This window comes from Chitinophagales bacterium, assembly GCA_040877935.1.
Lineage (GTDB): Bacteria > Bacteroidota > Bacteroidia > Chitinophagales > CAIOSU01 > JBBDNB01.
Window position 1 is genome coordinate 33,305 of the sequence record JBBDNB010000039.1, and the last position, 14,155, is coordinate 47,459.

General features: G+C 38.0%; 18 protein-coding genes. 16 read left to right on the forward strand and 2 right to left on the reverse strand.

Features of this window, described 5'->3' with window-relative positions:
• Nucleotides 1-29: 29 nt before the first annotated feature.
• From WD048_09205 to WD048_09275, 15 genes are all read left to right on the forward strand, one after another.
• On the forward strand, nt 30-1,151 hold the full coding sequence (locus WD048_09205) for an AI-2E family transporter (protein MEX0812383.1): 1,122 nt from the start codon (nt 30-32) through the stop codon (nt 1,149-1,151).
• A 124-nt stretch (nt 1,152-1,275) separates the two neighbouring features.
• On the forward strand, nt 1,276-3,288 hold the full coding sequence (locus WD048_09210; GenBank protein ID MEX0812384.1) for a LysM peptidoglycan-binding domain-containing protein: 2,013 nt from the start codon (nt 1,276-1,278) through the stop codon (nt 3,286-3,288).
• A 6-nt stretch (nt 3,289-3,294) separates the two neighbouring features.
• Nucleotides 3,295-3,840: a hypoxanthine phosphoribosyltransferase gene (hpt, locus tag WD048_09215; GenBank protein MEX0812385.1), complete on the forward strand. Its 546-nt coding sequence runs from the start codon at nt 3,295-3,297 to the stop codon at nt 3,838-3,840.
• 28 nt (nt 3,841-3,868) lie between these two features.
• Complete coding sequence (locus WD048_09220; GenBank protein MEX0812386.1) at nt 3,869-4,444, forward strand: adenylate kinase; 576 nt, start codon at nt 3,869-3,871, stop codon at nt 4,442-4,444.
• Nucleotides 4,445-4,455: 11 nt separating this feature from the next.
• Nucleotides 4,456-5,451, forward strand: coding sequence for a GTPase ObgE (gene obgE, locus WD048_09225; GenBank protein MEX0812387.1), 996 nt, complete (start codon nt 4,456-4,458; stop codon nt 5,449-5,451).
• Nucleotides 5,438-6,355 (forward strand): DMT family transporter, encoded by a 918-nt coding sequence (locus WD048_09230; protein MEX0812388.1) that lies wholly within the window; start codon nt 5,438-5,440, stop codon nt 6,353-6,355. The genes obgE and WD048_09230 overlap by 14 nt, the downstream gene beginning before the upstream one ends.
• A 171-nt stretch (nt 6,356-6,526) precedes the next feature.
• Nucleotides 6,527-6,727 carry a hypothetical protein gene (locus WD048_09235; protein ID MEX0812389.1) on the forward strand — a complete coding sequence of 67 codons (201 nt, stop codon included), beginning with the start codon at nt 6,527-6,529 and terminating at the stop codon, nt 6,725-6,727.
• Nucleotides 6,727-6,927, forward strand: coding sequence for a hypothetical protein (locus tag WD048_09240; protein MEX0812390.1), 201 nt, complete (start codon nt 6,727-6,729; stop codon nt 6,925-6,927). Before WD048_09235 ends, WD048_09240 begins: the two co-directional genes overlap by 1 nt.
• Nucleotides 6,928-7,051: 124 nt before the next feature.
• Complete coding sequence (locus WD048_09245; protein MEX0812391.1) at nt 7,052-7,255, forward strand: hypothetical protein; 204 nt, start codon at nt 7,052-7,054, stop codon at nt 7,253-7,255.
• Between the two features lie 3 nt (nt 7,256-7,258).
• The gene (locus tag WD048_09250; protein ID MEX0812392.1) at nt 7,259-7,438 is read left to right on the forward strand and encodes a hypothetical protein; all 180 of its coding nucleotides are present in this window, start codon (nt 7,259-7,261) and stop codon (nt 7,436-7,438) included.
• A gap of 321 nt (nt 7,439-7,759) precedes the next feature.
• A complete protein-coding gene (locus WD048_09255) occupies nt 7,760-7,969 on the forward strand; it encodes a helix-turn-helix transcriptional regulator (GenBank protein ID MEX0812393.1) in 210 nt (69 codons plus the stop codon).
• Nucleotides 7,966-8,289, forward strand: a complete 324-nt coding sequence (locus WD048_09260) for a HipA N-terminal domain-containing protein (protein ID MEX0812394.1) — start codon at nt 7,966-7,968, stop codon at nt 8,287-8,289. The genes WD048_09255 and WD048_09260 overlap by 4 nt, the downstream gene beginning before the upstream one ends.
• A 125-nt stretch (nt 8,290-8,414) precedes the next feature.
• Nucleotides 8,415-9,254: a HipA domain-containing protein gene (locus tag WD048_09265; protein MEX0812395.1), complete on the forward strand. Its 840-nt coding sequence runs from the start codon at nt 8,415-8,417 to the stop codon at nt 9,252-9,254.
• Nucleotides 9,255-9,610: 356 nt separating this feature from the next.
• Complete coding sequence (locus WD048_09270; protein MEX0812396.1) at nt 9,611-10,504, forward strand: sterol desaturase family protein; 894 nt, start codon at nt 9,611-9,613, stop codon at nt 10,502-10,504.
• Between the two features lie 18 nt (nt 10,505-10,522).
• Nucleotides 10,523-11,209, forward strand: coding sequence for a hypothetical protein (locus WD048_09275; GenBank protein ID MEX0812397.1), 687 nt, complete (start codon nt 10,523-10,525; stop codon nt 11,207-11,209).
• Between the two features lie 145 nt (nt 11,210-11,354).
• On the opposite strand, the gene yaaA is transcribed toward WD048_09275, so the two are convergent.
• Nucleotides 11,355-11,639 (reverse strand): peroxide stress protein YaaA, encoded by a 285-nt coding sequence (yaaA, locus tag WD048_09280; GenBank protein MEX0812398.1) that lies wholly within the window; start codon nt 11,637-11,639, stop codon nt 11,355-11,357.
• A 41-nt stretch (nt 11,640-11,680) separates the two neighbouring features.
• On the reverse strand, nt 11,681-12,727 hold the full coding sequence (locus tag WD048_09285) for a hypothetical protein (protein MEX0812399.1): 1,047 nt from the start codon (nt 12,725-12,727) through the stop codon (nt 11,681-11,683).
• Nucleotides 12,728-12,965: 238 nt separating this feature from the next.
• On the opposite strand from WD048_09285, the gene WD048_09290 reads away from it, so the two are divergent.
• Entirely contained in the window at nt 12,966-14,090 is a 1,125-nt protein-coding gene (locus WD048_09290; GenBank protein ID MEX0812400.1) for a Fic/DOC family N-terminal domain-containing protein, read from the forward strand.
• The last annotated feature ends 65 nt before the right edge of the window (nt 14,091-14,155 follow it).

Genomic DNA, 14,155 nt, shown 5'->3' on the forward strand with positions numbered 1-14,155 from the left:
TATCTATCTTATCACAAAATAAGCTTGATATGAAATTGTCTTTTCAAAAGCTGTTTTATGTATTTGCGACTCTATTTGCACTATTCGCAACCATGCATTATGGCAAGGTCATACTTATACCACTAAGTTTTGCATTGATGTTGTCCTTTATTCTTTACCCTATGGTAAAAAAACTGGAATCATTGGGCATGAATGAAATGTTTGCCGCCTTTCTTTCTATGCTTGGCGTTTTTCTATCCTTTGCGGGAGCCACAATTCTCTTATCTACCCAAATAATCGAACTCTCTGAAGAATTTTCACAGTTTCGCGATAAAATCCTGAGTGTATTTGCCGATGTTACATTATTTGTAAACAACAATGTGAATTTTGTTCCCAATGTTGAATCAGGCGATATTACCGATGAAATTAAAAATTGGCTGAACAACTCTGCGGGTACTTTGGTTAAAGAAACATTTAGCGGCACTGCCGGAATCCTTAGCGGAGTTGTTTCTACAGTTGTATTTTTATTTTTAATATTGATTTACAAAAAGGGATTGGTCAATGCCCTGGTTGAATTTTACCCCAAAGAAAAGCAAGAAAAGGCAAGGCATCTTTTTCGTAAAATACAGCAAGTCGGTCAAAAGTATTTGTTTGGAGTCATTTTAATTATTCTAATCCTTGGCATGATCAATAGTATTGGTTTGTTGATTATTGGATTGGACAGCCCATTTCTATTTGGATATTTGGCCGCTGTTCTAGCAATTGTGCCCTATGTAGGAACACTTGTGGGTGCCGCCATTCCTGTGCTTTACGCATTTATTTCTTACGATTCCCTTTTGATGCCTTTAGCTGTAGCGCTTTTATTTTGGGCAGTTCAAGTTATAGAAAGTAATTTTTTAAGCCCGAAAATCGTGGGGGGAAGTTTGAAAATAAATGCTTTGGCATCTATTATGAGCATTATCATAGGAGCATCCGTTTGGGGCGTGGCAGGTATGATATTGTTTTTGCCTTTTACTGCAATTTTAAAAGTAATATGCGAAGAATACACTGACCTAAAACCAGTTGCACTATTAATTGGAGAAGAAAATTACAAGAAAGATAGCAATAGCGATTCTCTGATTGTCAAATGGGGCAGCAATATCAAATCCTGGTTTTCAAACAAAAATAAGTGAAGCCGAATTCCTTCCAGGGATTTATTGCCATCAAATTCCCTCATTTTCAGAATGCTTTGTGGATAATTGAAAACAAAGAGCAAAGACAATTCGCTAATTTTACACTTTTATTAAAAATTAAGAAATGAAAATTGGCCAAATAAATTTCTTCATTATCACCTTGTTATTATTCCTTCCTCTTTTAATAACAGCACAAAACAGAGGCATTCAATTAAAAAAGACCAGCATTGAAGACTACATTAAAGAGTATGCCCCTTTGTGTCAGCAGGAAATGAAAAGAACTGGAATTCCGGCAAGTATCAAATTGGCACAGGGAATATTGGAGTCCAATTATGGCAATAGTAAATTGGCACAGGAAGCCAAAAACCATTTTGGGATAAAATGCCATTCGGGCTGGACAGGCAAGGGTTATTATATGGATGATGATGCCAAAGATGAATGCTTTAGGGTTTATAAAGATCCCCATGAATCATACATGGACCACTCCAATTTTTTGATGACACGGTCGCGTTATGCTTTTCTATTTGAAGTGGATTCTAAAGATTACCAGAGTTGGGCAAAAGGATTAAAAAGAGCCGGATACGCCACCAACCCACAATATGCCAACTTGTTAATCAGGGTTATTGAAGAACGCAAATTGTACCGATTTGATAAAATGGAAGACGAGCAATCTACTGAAAAGACCAAGGAAGAGCTCCTGGCTGATTTGAACAACAAAATCTATGTTTTCAATGGCATAAAAACAGTTGTAAGCCAGCCTGGCGAAACGGCTGAATTGATTGCTGAAAAATACCAGTTGACCCTCAGGCAATTGCTCAAGTACAATGATTTTGAATCGGGAGATGAAGTGAGAACTGGTAGCAAAGTCTATTTGCAACCTAAAAAGAGAAGAGGACAGCAAAAATACCATACTGTAAAGGAGGGCGAAACAATGGCCAGTATTTCTCAGACAGAGGGCATAAAATTGCGCTCGCTTTATAAGAAAAACAGAATGGACCCCGGAGAAGAGCCCATGACAGGTGAGCGCCTCTGCCTTAAAAGAAAATGTAAGGATAAGCCCAGGCTGAAAACTGAAGATCAGATCAGGAGGGAATACGAAGAAAGATTGGAGCGAAAAATAAAGGAAATCAAAGATGCTGCTAAGAAAAAGAAAACCGAAGAACTTAAAGCCGAGCAAAGAGAAAAAGCCGCTGAATTAGAAGCCCTTCAGGAAGAAGAAGCTGAAACAAAAGACACACTTGCCTCTGAACGTAAAGCATCAGTTGAGGAAATTGCTATGGTTATTGAAGTGGATAAGCCGGATGAAGAAAGAGAAGAAAAGTCCGTGGATGCTGATCAAGTGGCTACAGATACAAGGGAAAATTATCAGTCAAGACCGATTTACCACATTGTAGAACCCAAGCAAACCCTTTATGCCATAAGCAGATTGTACACTGTTCAAATAGATGAACTCCTGAGCTGGAATCAATTGTCTAATCCCATATTGGAAATAGACCAGGAACTGATCGTAGGCTTTGAAAATGTTCCTTTTAGCGGAAGTACAGGACGAGCAGCTGTTTCAAGTGAAAAAATAAAGGCTGATTTAAAGCCCAACTCGCTTTATCCATTGTATCACAAGGTTTTGAAAGGAGAAACGCTTTACCGCATTGCGGTAAATAACAATATTACCGTTGGTCAATTGCTCGAATGGAATACCGGTGTTGAAACCAATAATTTGTCAATCGGAGATATGTTGATTATAGGTTTTGACAGAAAGGAAGAACAAAGTGAAAGCGAAAATTCAGAGGGAAGAGAGACGGATGAAGTTATTCATACATTGCAAGCAGGAGAAACGCTTTACAGCTTGTCCAAAAAATACAATGTAACAGTAGATGAATTGATTTTATGGAATAAAAACATCAATATCAATGACATGAGAATAGGAGACAAAATTATAGTTGGAAAGACACCAGAATCTCCTGTTGAGGAAGAAGTGGAAGAAACTAAAAAAAGCATTTATCACACAGTTGCTAAAGGTGAAACCCTCTACGCAATTTCAAAAAAATACGATGTTTCCGTTCAGCAGCTAATAGAATGGAATAAATTCAAGAGCAATGAACTGTCGGTCGGTCAGAAAATTATTGTAGGATACGAATAAAATGTTTTGCCACAACTCAAAAACAAATTTTTTAAGCCCCTTATAGCGCAAGAGCAAATTCTAAAGCGAACTGCTGAAATTGCTATGCAGATCAATACGGATTATAAAGACCAGAATCCCTTAATTATAGGCGTGCTCAATGGAGCTTATCGTTTTTTAGGCGAGCTGAGCAATCATATTGATATTCCCTGCGAAGTGAGTTTTGTGAGGCTTAAAAGTTACCGGGGAATGAAAAGCGGCAATAAAGTAAATGAGTTGTTGTCATTGCCCGAAAATATAAATGGCAGAAAAATAATCGTAGTTGAAGATATTGTTGACAGCGGAAAAACACTGCAATATTTTTTACCTCAACTTAAAAATGCAGGAGCCGATTCTGTTGAAATATGTACGCTATTGCTCAAACCTAAAGCCTTTCAGTTTGATTATAGGATAAAATACACCGGCTTTGAAATAGAGAATGATTTTGTTGTAGGTTATGGTTTGGACTATGACGGTGCCGGCAGATGCTGGAATGATATCTGCAAACTCGAAAGCAATCCCAAAAAAGTGTAATTTTGCAAATCAAACCCATAAATAAATCATGTTAAACATTATTCTTTTTGGCCCTCCGGGAAGTGGAAAGGGAACCCAGGCACAAACTCTTGTAGAGCGTTATGAACTGATTCACATTTCTACAGGCGACCTTCTCCGGCAAGAAATTAAAGCCGAAACACCGCTTGGACTCGAGGCCAAAAGCTTTATGGACAAAGGACTTTTAGTGCCCGATGAAGTAGTTATTGGAATGATCAGTTCTAAATTGGAAAACAACCTCGATGCCAAAGGCTTTATTTTTGATGGATTCCCGCGTACGGTAGCTCAGGCTGAAGCACTCGACAGGTTATTGTCTTTCAAAGAAACACAAATAGATCAATTGCTTTTTCTGGAAGTCGATGAAGAAGAGCTGGTAAAACGCTTGCTCAAAAGAGGTGAAGACTCGGGACGAGCTGATGACCGGGACGAGAAAGTGATCAGAAATCGAATTTCGGTTTATAAGAAAGAAACCCTTCAGGTGGCCAATTATTACAAAGAACAAGGTAAACTTACTTATGTAGAAGGTGTTGGTTCTATCAGTCAGATATCCAACCTTTTGATACACCACATAGATAAATTGCGCTAAGCAAACCCGTCTTGGAAAAAGGAAATTTTGTTGATTATGTAAAAATCCATTGCCGATCGGGCAGCGGAGGTAGCGGTTCGTCCCATTTTCGCAGGGAGAAATACATCCCCAAAGGTGGCCCCGATGGCGGTGATGGCGGAAGGGGTGGGCATATTATTGTGCGCGGAAATAAACAAATGTGGACTTTGCTTCCGCTGAAATACCGCAAGCATATAAAAGCAGGACATGGAGTAGCCGGTGGCCCCAACAGAAGAACAGGTGCGTTTGGTGAGGATATTGTACTTGAGGTGCCGCTTGGCACACAAGCTAAAGACTTTGAAACTGGTGAAATCCATTTTGAAATTACGGAAGATGGGCAAGAAGCGTTTTTGCTAAAAGGCGGAAGAGGCGGTTTGGGCAATACCCATTTTAAATCTTCTACCAATCAATCCCCACACTATGCCCAACCGGGCGAAGGAGGGCAGGAATCCTGGAAAATCCTCGAACTGAAAATTCTGGCGGATGTAGGCCTGGTGGGTTTTCCAAATGCAGGAAAATCCAGTTTGCTTTCTGTCTTGAGTGCGGCTAAACCCGAAATTGCCGATTATCCCTTTACAACACTTACGCCCAATTTGGGGATAGTGGCTTATCGCGATTTCAAGTCTTTTGTAATGGCCGATATTCCCGGAATTATAGAAGGGGCTTCTGAAGGAAAAGGCCTGGGACATCGGTTTTTAAGACATATCGAGCGGAATTCGGTTTTGCTATTTATGGTACCGGCAGATTCTGAAGACATCAAAAAGCAATACACTACTTTGTTGGACGAGCTGGAAAAGTACAACCCGCATCTATTGGTAAAGAAACGCCTGCTGGCCATCAGCAAAAGTGATTTACTGGATGCGGAACTCATGGAAATGCTGCGCCCCGAACTACCCGATGTAGATACTGTTTTTATATCCTCCTTTACGCGCACAGGACTGGACGAATTGAAAGACAAATTGTGGAAGCTACTCAATGAAGAGATTTAATTCACTTGAAGCACATTGGCAGCATTTTGTACTCCTTGTACTGATATCGGTAATCTGGGGCAGTTCTTTTATTCTGATCAAACTGGCACTGAAAGCATTCACCCCCGTTGAGGTTGGTACCGTGAGGATTTTTCTGTCATTTGTGGTGCTCTTGCCCGTTTTGCTGTTCAGGCCCAAAACCATGCAATTGTTAAAAAAGCGCTTTTGGCCCTTATTGGGTGTAGCGATATTTGGCAGCGGTGTACCGCCTTTTCTTTTTGCCATTGCACAAACCAAAATAGACAGCTCCATGGCCGGAATGCTGAATGCACTGGTGCCTATTTTTACTCTTTTACTGGGGATTTTATTCTTTGGTGTAAAAAGTACTGCAAAGAAAATCATTGGTGTACTTATTGGTTTTGCAGGTTCATTGGGGATTATTTTGCAGGGCAGTTCATTTTCTGCTTTTGATTCTGAAAATTTGGCTTACGGGCTTTTTGTAGTGCTTGCTACGATTTGTTATGGTCTGGGTGGAAATATCCTGAAAAATTATTTATCGACCTATCCGGCTGTGCAGGTTACAGCACTGGTATTTATTATTATTGGCCCTTTGAGTGGCTTGTATTTACTCAGTACGGATATATTGCATCAGGTGCAGCACGACAACGGTGCATTGACAGCACTGGGCTATCTTTTTATACTTTCATTTATGGGTACGGCATTGGCACTGGTGATGTTCAATAAATTGATTCAAAGTACAAGTGCTTTGTTTGCATCCACCGTTACTTATTTGATTCCGGGCGTAGCTGCATTCTGGGGTTTGCTGGATGGTGAGATGATCGGTTTTATGCAAATAGCAGGGCTGCTGCTGATTTTCCTTGGCATTTATTTGACGGGAAGGACGGGGAAGAAGAAAGTTGAATGATGGGTTTATTAGGCTGTATTCCTTTGTTGCAAAGCATTGATATTTACCTACTTTATTAGCACCCGTTTTTCTTTTCTATCTATTATAATCCGCGGAAAATACTTTTTAAAGATAGATTCCGCGGATTATGAAAATATAATCCGCTGAAAATGTGTAATAAATATTTGTGAAATGAAATTTCACGCAAATGAATTTACGATTACAGCAGAATACGCCAAGAATTTTAGAACAAAGAAAGAAGGTTTAAAACAAGTAACAGGAACTAAAAAAATGGATCATATAACTTTCATTACAACGTATGGAGTTGCTGAGAATAAACATAAAATAGATTTGGTGAATAAGGATTTTACAATTGAAATATTCTTCGATTAATGTACGATTTTGGCTATCGCTTTAAAAAGCATCTTGACCCTTTTGCCGGCTCTGCACTTAAAATTTACAACAGCAAATATCAAAACCCTGAAAACAATCAGATTGGCTTGGACATTGCCTGGAATCCACTTTACAGAGAAGTATCCAATGGCTTGCTCACTGAGACCCGGGTGGGTGTTTGGGGTGGGCTGAGGTTTTGAGTTTAAATATCCCCGTCATTTCCAACTTGATTGGAAATCTCCATCAACAAAGAAGTAACTTGTATTGACCAAAAATTGGAACTTGTAGCACAATTCGTTTATTTTAGAAAGTAAATCGATAAAAATGTCAGCATTAGAACTAAAAGAGGAATTGAGATTGCTAATTGAATCTGAAGAGGATGTTGAGGTTTTAGAGGCTTTGTTCACTTTGCTCAAGAAAAGTAAAGCGTCTGTTTTAAAGCGAAAATTAAGCGATAGGGCAAAACGCTCCAATCAACAGATTAAAAATGGAGCATTTCTTTCTCGAGAGGATATGGAAGAAATTTAATTAATGCAAAGGCAGCTCGTATATACTCCACAGGCAAAAGCAGGTCTCAAAGAGTGTCTTTCCTTATTGGAAGATGATGTGAGTGAAGAAAAGCTGAATGAAATCAAAAATGCAATTTTAGATAAGGCTGAAATTCTTAAAAGCTATCCTTTTAGCGGCCAGGAAGAACCCCTCTCTTCGTAGCACCCTTGCTACGAAGTCCCCTTAAGCTCGAACAAGTATTATCGAATCGGTACTTGTGCTTTTATACCCAAAGAATAAGTCATAAATAAAAATACTTTTGGAACTGCCCAGCTACCTCAAAATAGTAATCGGGTGGATGATTATTTTATGTTGCATCTCTTTATCTATCAGTTTTTCGTTCAACGTCCAGTTTACTGGATGTTTTTTGACAATTGTTTCTGGGATTAAATTATTGTCATAGTTTAACCATTTTATTGATTAATAATTGACATTCTTGAGCTAAAACTGTATATTTGACAACTAATAACCAGTTTAGTAGTTATGAAATCTAAGGAACTAGGAAAAATAATAAGGGACAGAAGAAAGGTATTAAAGCTAACAATTGGTGAATTGTCTGAATATACAGGTTTTTCAAGAACAACAATTTCGGATTTAGAGCATGGGAAAACAAACCCAAGCCTGGAGGTAATAAACGAGATTTTAAAATTCCTGAATATGGAAATTAAAATTGAAGTAAAATCGATTAAATGAAGTTAGAAGTTATATACAAAGGAAAGAAAAAGGCAGGAAAGCTTTGGAGAGATGATAGCGGATATCACTTTGTGTATGATGACGATTTCTTAGAAGATGAAACAACTCGACCTATCTCTGTGAACATGCCAAAGTCTCAAAAAGCGTATCATTCAGATGAATTGTTCCATTATTTCCAGTCAATTTTAAGTGAGGGAGAAAATAGGAAGAAAATTTGTAATGCCCTGGGAATAGATATTTCCGATGATTGGGAGTTATTGGCACATACCTGTGGGGAAGATACTATTGGCGCAATAACTGTTAAAAAAATCGAAGAATAATGGGACAGTGTTTTGGTTGCCTAAAGGATAATGTTGAAGGCTTTTGTTCATCATGCGAGAGAAAATTATTTGACAGGTCAAAAGTAAACCATCATCTCAATTTTAATTGGGAAGATATTTCCAAAGTGATTGATGGGTATCCTGCGGGATTCAGTATATCAGGTGTTCAAACTAAAGGTTTTATAGGGAAGGCAACAGGTACAGAATTATCTCCGAATTTGAAAGAAGGTGAAAACTCAATATACATTATTAAGCCTCTATTGTCGCGATTCAATTTAAAATCAGACTCGCCAGCTAATGAACATGTTACAATGCAAATGGCTAAGCAGTTGTTCAAAATAAGAACTGCTGAATGTTGTTTCATGAAATTCGAAAATGGTATGCCAGCATATGTTACAAGAAGATTTGATTATAATGAAAAGGAGGAAAAGCTAAGTCAGGAGGATTTTGCATCTGTCCTTAAAGCAAAAAAGGATAGTGAGGGTCGATACAAATATACCTCAAAGACTTATGAAGATTTCGGTAATATACTATCTCCGCTAAATAAAATTGAGCTGATAAGAATTTTGATTTTTAATTATTTAACTGGAAATGGAGATGCACATTTGAAAAACTTCTCATTACTGGAAACTGCTGATGGGGATATGCAGCTATCTCCTTCATATGACCTTATGAATACAAAAATCCATGTACAGGATGCCCCAATTGCGCTCAATCTTTTCAAAGAGATGGAGCGGACAAGTTTACCACGGGGCGAAAGCTATTATTACACGATAGAAGACTTTTTGGAGCTTGGTAAGCGATTTGAAATAAGCGATAGGCTGCTTAAAAAAATAGAAAAGGAATTCAAAGAAATGAAAGATAGCATGGGGGAAATTATAAACAAGAGTTTTCTTTCGGATAAAGCAAAAAGAAAATATCTTGAGACCTTAGATAGAACTTTTCCCGAATTGTTTGGGAGTTGAGAATGTAAGAACCGATCCATTATAATCCTTTTTTGAATGCATTTGTAGCTAAAGCATAAGGTCGTGTGTTTTTTTGCTGCATTCCTTTGAACCCGGAATATGCATTATTCAATATTTCCAAAAAATCCCAATCCCACATAGGGGTAAAATAAAAGTGAGGAGGGGTTGCTGCGGCTGATTTTTCTTTGCATTTATTTGACGGGGAGAAATGGGAGGAAGAATACTCCCGAAACCGATATCTGATTATTATTTTTTAGAGTTCGTTTGATTGAACTTTTCTTAAAAAAGAAACTTTTAACTTTGTCCTGAAAATTACCGAGCTAAAATTTTTATTTAGCTTTAAATAAATCTGAAATATGGATTTCACCAGTGGAAAACTGTTATTCAAGGAGATGTTGTTTCAGTATGAGAGCGCTCCCAATTTGCTTTTGTATGCCAGTCCTTTAATGCTGTTTTTTGTATTGCTGGAATACATGATCAGCAAAAGAAGAAAGCTCAATCTTTACGAGAAAAAAGACCTGAAAGCTTCCGTAGGTGTTGGTGCTGCATATCTTGCAGTTACTGCCGTTATCGGAATTGGTACAATCTATACGGTATGGGCGGTTTACTACTACCTAACTCCGCCTGCATTTGTTATGGGTTTTACCTGGTGGTCTTTTATTTTATGTGCGGTCATCTATGATTTTATGCGCTACTGGGCACATCGACTTGCACACGAGCAAAGGTTTTGGTGGGCATCGCACATTACACACCACTCATCTGAAAAATACAATCTTACCGTTTCATTCCGCCTTTGCTGGGTCGATCAAGTGAAAATCGTATTCTTTATTCCCGTTATTATGATGGGCTTTAATCCTATTTTGTTTTTTATTGTGCACCAAATTGGGGTTTTGTACCAGTTTTGGCAGCATACGGAATTGATTCGCCCTATGCCTAAATGGTTTGAGTACATATTTGTTACCCCTACCAATCATAGGGTGCATCACGGAAAAAACACGGCCTTTATCGACAAAAATTACGGTTCTATGTTTATCATTTGGGACCGTATTTTCGGCACCTATGTAGAACCCGGTGAAAAACCCGTGTACGGTGTTACCCAACCCATTAATTCGCAAAACCCGGCTTACCTGGTTTTTCACGAATACATCGACATTGCCCGCGACCTGTGGCATTCCAAAACCTGGAAAGACCGCAGGAAAATCCTCTTTGGCCGCCCCGGTGAGTATGACAGTGGATTGGATAAGTTTTAGGATATTAACCTTTAAATCATGACTGAAATCCACAATCCACCAGAAGAAAATTCAGATGATAAATTACACAGAATTGCAAAGGGTTTAACTGGGTTGTTGCCATCTGGAGGTGGTTTAGTTGAATTATTTGATCTTCTTATAAAACAACCAGTATCAGAAAGGCTTCATGAATGGAGAGTGGAAGTTGCTGGAGAATTACTTGATCTACAAGATAAAGTTGAAGGCTTTCAAGTGGAGAATTTGAAAAGTAATGAAGAATTTACCTCATTTTTACTAGAAGCATCGCAAATAGCTTTTAAAACTCACCAAAAAGAGAAGCTATTTTATTTGAAAAATAGCATTGGTAATTACTTTAATATGAATACTGAATATGATAAAAAATCATCTTTTTTAAGTATTGTAGATGATCTTACAACTACTCATATTGATTGCTTATTATTTATCGTTGAAAAGGAAGATCTCATTGTTGAAGAGGTAAAAGGGTTTGAGGTTTTCCATGAAATCTACTCTAAAGAAAACCCTACTATTGACAAGTATTTTTTTAGAAAATGTGTAAGGGACTTAGAAAATATTTCTTTGATTAGAATAAGTGGAGACTTTCGAGATTTCCATAGCCAAGGTGGGTATGTTGAATCAGACGGAGGAGCACCTTCAATTAAGTTACTTGATTACGGTAAAGAGTTTATTGAATTTGTAGCTGAATAATTTGTCTATTTAAGATTGCTTTCAAGCCACATTATTCTTCCACTTTTCAATTTGATCAAATTCCTTCTGTTTGTTGTTTTGTTCTTCTTCAAGGTCGTAATCATATTGAAGGCCGAGCCAAAACTTAGCGGAGTTACCAAAAAGTTTATGCGCTTTCCCTAGTAGATACCCATTCCTTGCCTTTACTCAATGGGTCATTGTAGCTATACCCTTCTATGTCGAAAGCTTTAATTTCCTCGGGATTTTCTATTCTGTTTTGAATTAAATATCTGCACATCATGCCCCTTGCTTTTTTAGCAAAAAAGGAAATGATTTTGTACTTGTCGCCTTTCCTTTGGTTTAAATTCGTCCCAAATTTAGCAATTATTTGGGACGAAATAACCGCTTTGAAACATTTCCTTATTTGATAATTTTTGGTGTTGCGTTGCAACCACTACCCACAACGGTCAATCGGCTTGGCATAGTACCAGCCTATCCCTCCTTCGCAATTTGCTTCGCTTTTTTCTCCTCCTCCATATCAATCAGCCATTGTTTTACCTGTACCTCTGCTTTTACCACCTCCAATGAGGCATGCACCATTTTCTTAATGGTTTTGTCCAGTTCCTCGTCCTTCTCCTGGGTCATAATCGCATCGAGCGTAAGGTCGGCAATGTCTTCAATCACGGCTTTGTTCTCCCCGGTCGAGAGGTCTTTGATAATCCCATTGATCACATTAAAAGTGACATCGCTTACGGCTGTGCCCAGGGTTTTCGCCACTGCACCACCTACTACCGGAATTCTTTCCAGGTTTTTCACTTCCGGATTGTTGTAAAGCGCAAGTTGCACTTTGCTGTCGATGTAATTTTTCAGGTCCTGTTCCAGGTGCACGTGTGTTTTGGCAGTAGCATGTTGTATGCGGTGCGAAAGCCAATCGACTAAAAAAGGCTTTTGCGGCAGTATCACTTCGTTCAAAATCTTGTCTGCGGTAACTCCCCCGGATTTTACTTCATCCTGAATGCCACTGATTACATTCACCACTACCCGATCGCTGATCTCTTCGGCCAGGATATTGGAGTATTTTACAAAAACGGTATAGATGTACCATTCCCTCACATTGATCACTTTGAGCTTGTGCAGCCGCACAATAATGGAAATAATACGCAAAATACGCAGCGCCCTGAAAGCTCCAAGCGGAATACATCCCAGCACATCGTACCAATGTACAAAGGGGTAGAAAAACCATTTGGCATAGGTATCTCTTTTAATGGCCAAGCCCCAGCGAATAAAGAGTTCTGCCAAGAATATACTGACAAAAATAGTATCGTAATAAAGGAAATTTTTGTGCAAATGAACATCGTACCAGGTATGGAATTTGGGAAGGTATTCGTACAGCAATCCATTTATGACTTCTGTTTCAAAATTGAATTCCACAATGATATAGGCCATATTGACCAGTACCAATACGACCATAAACAAATCCAAAAAGATCATTTTAAAATCCCTTTGATTGCGCAGTTCTTTAAAGTTTATAAGAGCCATTTTATTTTTGTTTTTTGCAAAGGTAGGGTAAACGGGAATTATAAGTTTAATGTCTGTTTCGGTAGTAAACATTAAAAAATGCAAATTTTAAGGTCTGTTGGCTTTTTGTTTTGTTTTTTGATGTCTGTTTCGGTAGTAAACATTAAAAAATGGAAATTTTAAGGTTTGCTATGCTTTTATTTAGTATTTTAAGGTCTGTTTTGATAGCAAACATTAAAATCATTAAAAATTAAGGTCTGTGAGCAAATATCAAATTAACCCCGATAGGAACATCCCCTGGAATGATTTACCTGATTTGCCAATAGATAAGCAATACTATCAAACGGTAGAGGTGCTTGAAAAATTAGGTGATGCAAAGGCTGCTTTGGCCAGGCTTCATGGTAGAAGTGCAGTATTGCCAAATCAAGGAATATTGATCAATACCATAAGTCTTCAGGAAGCCAAATTTTCGAGTGAAATAGAAAATGTTTTTACAACCGATGACGAACTTTATAAAGCGTATAGTGACGACAAAGAAGATGCTACCGGAGCATCTAAGGAAGTACTCAGATATAGGGAAGCGCTTTGGTCTGGGTATGAATATTTAGAGCAGAACAATTGCTTTGACCTGGAATATTTCAATAGAATCTACAGAGAGATTAAAATGGTTAATGATTCGATCAGACCACCCTTTTCCAATACAAGGATCAAACAAAGAGGCACGGGGCCTAATGCCGGCAGCACGGTATATACGCCACCTAAAGGAGTTGAAATTATAAAAGCAAAACTTGAGCGTTTAATAAAATTTGTCAATGATGATGAAAAATACAATATTGACCATTTGCTTAAAATGGCAATGGCACATTATCAATTTGAGGCCATACATCCATACAGAGATGGCAATGGCAGAACAGGAAGGATTTTTAATATTCATTACCTGACACTCAAAAAATTATTGGATTTACCCATTCTTTTTCACAGCAGATATATTTTAGAAAATAAAGAAGACTACTATCATTACCTACAAGGAGTTTCCCAAAGAGGGGATTGGGAAAATTGGTTGCTATTTATGCTGCGGGCAATTGAATCCACTTCAAATATTACATTCCATAAAATCAATGATATTGTGGAGGCCAAAGAGAATATTGGAGATTACTTAAACAGCGAAAAGTTTAAGTTTAATAAGTTGGAAAAATTACTGGAAATGATTTTTATTCAGCCATACACCAAAGTAAAACATTTGGTGGAAGCCAAATTATATTCTGAAAATACCGCTAGGGAATACCTTAATCAACTTTGTGAATTACAGGTGCTTGAAAAGAAAACAATACAAGGACATCATTATTATCTGAATTTGGAATTGCATAAAATCTTATCGGAATAGGGAAGTCTTTTTTCTTGCGGGATTAGGGGTTGTTTTGGGCATGGCTAATTTTGAACCTTGAAAAG

Coding starts and splice junctions, on each gene's coding strand:
- WD048_09260 (MEX0812394.1), top strand. CDS start 7,966: ATGAAGTTAGAAGTTATATACAAAGGAAAGAAAAAGGCAGGAAAGCTT.
- WD048_09210 (MEX0812384.1), top strand. CDS start 1,276: ATGAAAATTGGCCAAATAAATTTCTTCATTATCACCTTGTTATTATTC.
- WD048_09285 (MEX0812399.1), bottom strand. CDS start 12,727: ATGGCTCTTATAAACTTTAAAGAACTGCGCAATCAAAGGGATTTTAAA.
- WD048_09275 (MEX0812397.1), top strand. CDS start 10,523: ATGACTGAAATCCACAATCCACCAGAAGAAAATTCAGATGATAAATTA.
- WD048_09230 (MEX0812388.1), top strand. CDS start 5,438: ATGAAGAGATTTAATTCACTTGAAGCACATTGGCAGCATTTTGTACTC.
- WD048_09205 (MEX0812383.1), top strand. CDS start 30: ATGAAATTGTCTTTTCAAAAGCTGTTTTATGTATTTGCGACTCTATTT.
- WD048_09240 (MEX0812390.1), top strand. CDS start 6,727: ATGTACGATTTTGGCTATCGCTTTAAAAAGCATCTTGACCCTTTTGCC.
- WD048_09220 (MEX0812386.1), top strand. CDS start 3,869: ATGTTAAACATTATTCTTTTTGGCCCTCCGGGAAGTGGAAAGGGAACC.
- WD048_09235 (MEX0812389.1), top strand. CDS start 6,527: ATGAAATTTCACGCAAATGAATTTACGATTACAGCAGAATACGCCAAG.
- WD048_09250 (MEX0812392.1), top strand. CDS start 7,259: ATGCAAAGGCAGCTCGTATATACTCCACAGGCAAAAGCAGGTCTCAAA.
- WD048_09270 (MEX0812396.1), top strand. CDS start 9,611: ATGGATTTCACCAGTGGAAAACTGTTATTCAAGGAGATGTTGTTTCAG.
- WD048_09255 (MEX0812393.1), top strand. CDS start 7,760: ATGAAATCTAAGGAACTAGGAAAAATAATAAGGGACAGAAGAAAGGTA.
- WD048_09245 (MEX0812391.1), top strand. CDS start 7,052: ATGTCAGCATTAGAACTAAAAGAGGAATTGAGATTGCTAATTGAATCT.